General features: G+C 44.7%; 3 protein-coding genes. All 3 read right to left on the minus strand.

The window, feature by feature from the left end:
• On the minus strand, nt 1–1,025 hold a 1,025-nt coding region (locus VF500_RS23275), incomplete at its 3' end, for an HAD-IC family P-type ATPase (protein ID WP_330861968.1).
• Between the two features lie 2 nt (nt 1,026–1,027).
• Nucleotides 1,028–2,743 (minus strand): potassium-transporting ATPase subunit KdpA, encoded by a 1,716-nt coding sequence (kdpA, locus tag VF500_RS23280; RefSeq protein ID WP_330861969.1) that lies wholly within the window; start codon nt 2,741–2,743, stop codon nt 1,028–1,030.
• 9 nt (nt 2,744–2,752) lie between these two features.
• On the minus strand, nt 2,753–2,830 hold the full coding sequence (kdpF, locus tag VF500_RS31815; protein ID WP_083879072.1) for a K(+)-transporting ATPase subunit F: 78 nt from the start codon (nt 2,828–2,830) through the stop codon (nt 2,753–2,755).
• Between the last annotated feature and the right edge of the window lie 640 nt (nt 2,831–3,470).

A 3,470-nucleotide genomic window follows, 5' to 3' on the forward strand; every position in this document is an offset into this window, starting at 1 on the left:
GTTTCGTCAGCAAGTGAGCTCAGCACGCAAGCCATTACAAAGTCCTGTTCGCTTACACCTGCTGTTGGATAAAAGTTGGTTGCTTTACGGTTACCAATGGTAATGGTACCGGTTTTATCAAGCAGCAAGGTATCCAAATCGCCTGCGGTTTCAACAGCTTTACCACTTTTAGTGATCACGTTGGCACGTAAGGCCCTGTCCATCCCGGCAATACCGATGGCCGATAAAAGGCCACCGATAGTGGTAGGGATCAAACAAACAAACAACGATATAAAAGCAGCTATAGTGATGGGCGTGTTAGAGTAATCACCAAAAGGTTTCAGCGTAACGCATACAATAACGAAGATGAGCGTAAAGCCTGCAAGCAAAATGGTCAATGCTATCTCATTCGGTGTTTTCTGGCGTGAAGCACCTTCAACCAGGGCAATCATCTTGTCCAAAAAGCTTTCGCCCGGCTGGGTGGTAACCAATACTTTTATCTTATCAGATAAAACTTTGGTACCACCGGTTACTGATGATTTATCACCACCAGCCTCACGGATAACCGGGGCAGACTCGCCGGTAATGGCCGATTCATCAATGGTTGCAATACCTTCAATGATCTCACCATCCGTAGGGATATTATCGCCTGTTTCGCAAATGAAAACATCACCTTTTTTAAGCTGTGATGACATCACCCTTTCTTCCTTGCCGTTAACCAGCAAGCGTGCAGGTGTTTCTTCGCGGGTTTTGCGCAGGCTTTCGGCCTGGGCTTTACCACGTGCTTCGGCAATAGCCTCGGCAAAGTTGGCAAACAATACAGTTAATAATAATATGATAAACACAGTAAAGTTGTAAGCAAAACTGCCCTGGCCTTTATTGGCCAGTGAAAATATGCTCACAATGAGCATTACAACTGTACCTATTTCCACAGTGAACATCACCGGGTTACGGAACAGGACGCGTGGGTTTAACTTGATGAAGGATTGTTTAAAAGCCTCCCTCATCTGATCGCCCTGGAACAATGTATTTTGATTTGAGTTCATGATTATTTAAGTGAAAAGTGTTCAGCAATCGGACCTAAAGCAAGTGCCGGGAAGAATGACAGGGCAGCAATAATTACGATCACTGCGAAGATCATTAGTCCAAAAGTAGAGGTATCGCTTTTAAGCGTTCCGGCCGATTCAGGGATATTCTTTTTGTTAGCCAATAAACCTGCAATAGCCAGCGGACCGATTATCGGCAGGAACCTGCCTAATATCATCACGATACCGGTAGTATAGTTCCAGAAGATATTACCATCGCCTAAACCTTCAAAGCCCGAGCCGTTATTGGCTGCCGATGAAGTGTATTCATACAACATTTCGGAGAAGCCGTGGTTGCCCGGGTTATTTAACCATGACGATGGTTTAACGGCCCAGTCGGCACCGGCCACGTGCACAATAAAGTATGATGAAATAGCGAGGCCAACCAATATGATAAAAGGATGCAGCAAAGCAATTAGCGAAGCGATCTTCATTTCCCTTGCCTCTATCTTACGACCTAAAAACTCGGGCGTACGGCCAACCATCAGCCCCGAAATAAATACGGCAACGATGATAAATATGTAGAAGTTAAGGAAACCAACCCCGCAACCACCATAAAAGCAGTTGATCATCATGCCCAGCATCATCATGGTGCCTGAAACCGGCATAGCGCTGTCATGCATAGAGTTTACCGAACCCGTAGAGATAATGGTAGTCATGATGCTCCAGTAAGCCGAGTTGGCCGGGCCAAACCTAACTTCCTTACCCTCCATTGCGCCGGTAGCCTGACTTACGCCCATTTTAGCTATGGCGGGGTTGCCATGCAACTCGGCATTCATTGTTGGGATCATTAGCATGAGCATGCCCAGTGTCATGACGCCAAAAATCACATAGGCGAATTTCTTTTTATTGAGATAAAAACCCAATGTAAATACCAAAGCTATAGGGATAACACATTGTGCTACCAGCTCAACAGTATTGGTTAAATAGTTAGGGTTTTCGATAGGGTGTGCGGAGTTAGCGCCGAACCAGCCGCCACCGTTGGTTCCAAGGTGCTTAATGGCAACCATAGCAGCAACCGGTCCGCGGGATACGTGAACGGTATCGCCCTGCATGCTGATAAAAGTATCTTTACCTGCATAGCTGGTGGTCATGCCGTTAAAAGCAAATATCACAGCTATAACAAATGAGATAGGCAGTAACACTCGGGTTATCGATTTTACAAAGTACTCCCAAAAGTTACCCAGCTTATCAGTTACCTTATCTTTCATAGCCCTGAAAACAACTACCAGCGCGGCAATACCGGTTGCAGCCGATACAAAGTGCAGGAACATAAACACAAAATGTTGTGTAAAGTAGGTAGCACCGCTTTCGCCCGAATAGTGCTGCAGGTTGCAGTTAACCAAAAAGCTGATGGCGGTATTAAAAGCCGTATCCGGCGACTGGCCCGGGTTAGCATCCGGGTTAAGCGGTAAATGGCCTTGTGCCATCAGGCAAACAAAGGCATATATCAGCCAAACGCTATTGATGGTAAGCAGGGCCAGCAGGTGCTGTTTCCAGTTCATTTCGCGTTTGGTATCAATGCCGCTAAAGCGGAAGATAAAGCGATCAAGCGGGGCCATAAAATCAAGCCAGGTTTTTTCGCCCTTAAAAACTTTAGCCATATAGCGCCCAAGGGGAATGGCGATGGCTAAGGTGAGCAGGTAGGTGAAAATTACACCCGTTAGTTCAGTGTTCATAGTTTAATTTTAAAATTTTTCGGGTTTGAGAAGTACGTACACCATGTAAATGAACACGGCTATTGCGACGATGAATAATGCTGCCATGATTTTAGATTTTTTCGAAGTAGTTTACAGATTTAAAAAAGATCCAGAACACCACTACAAATGTGGCCAGGTAAGCGATTGTGAGTAAAGCATCCATTTTTATGTGTTTTTGCAAAGGGCTTTGCCAAGCGGATGCCAAGAAAATTAAAATCTATACAAATAATTGAATATTAGATACTTACACAATTATCAAATTAAGGTTTTATTAATTTAGGGGGAATTGACCTATCATTTTGATAGGTGATTATCAAAGTGGAATCGAGGAAGGTCTTAGCTGTTTAGCTGCCGCGGGTTTAGCAATAGCGAAACCCGTGGTTAAACACAACTGAAGCTTTCGCTCCTGGTCGAAGTTTAGCGATAGCGTAACTTCGTCCCAAAATGGTTTAAGCTTTCAGCTTAACTAAGCACCTTAACAGACAAGGCTAAGCGTAGCCCTGCTTCGGAAGCAGAATGCTTCTGTTGTTTTAGGTTGAAGTTACGCTATCGCTAAACTTCAACCAGTATTAAGTATTGAACCGGCGGCCAGAGGCCGCTTAAATAGTCGACACCCGGCAGGAGCAGGTCATCAGCGTGAGGGGAGAGTGGCTAAAAAAATTAAAAATCCGAAATCGAAATTCCGAAATCCGAAATCACTCTAAAT

It is taken from the genome of Mucilaginibacter sp., from assembly GCF_036383575.1.
Lineage (GTDB): Bacteria > Bacteroidota > Bacteroidia > Sphingobacteriales > Sphingobacteriaceae > Mucilaginibacter.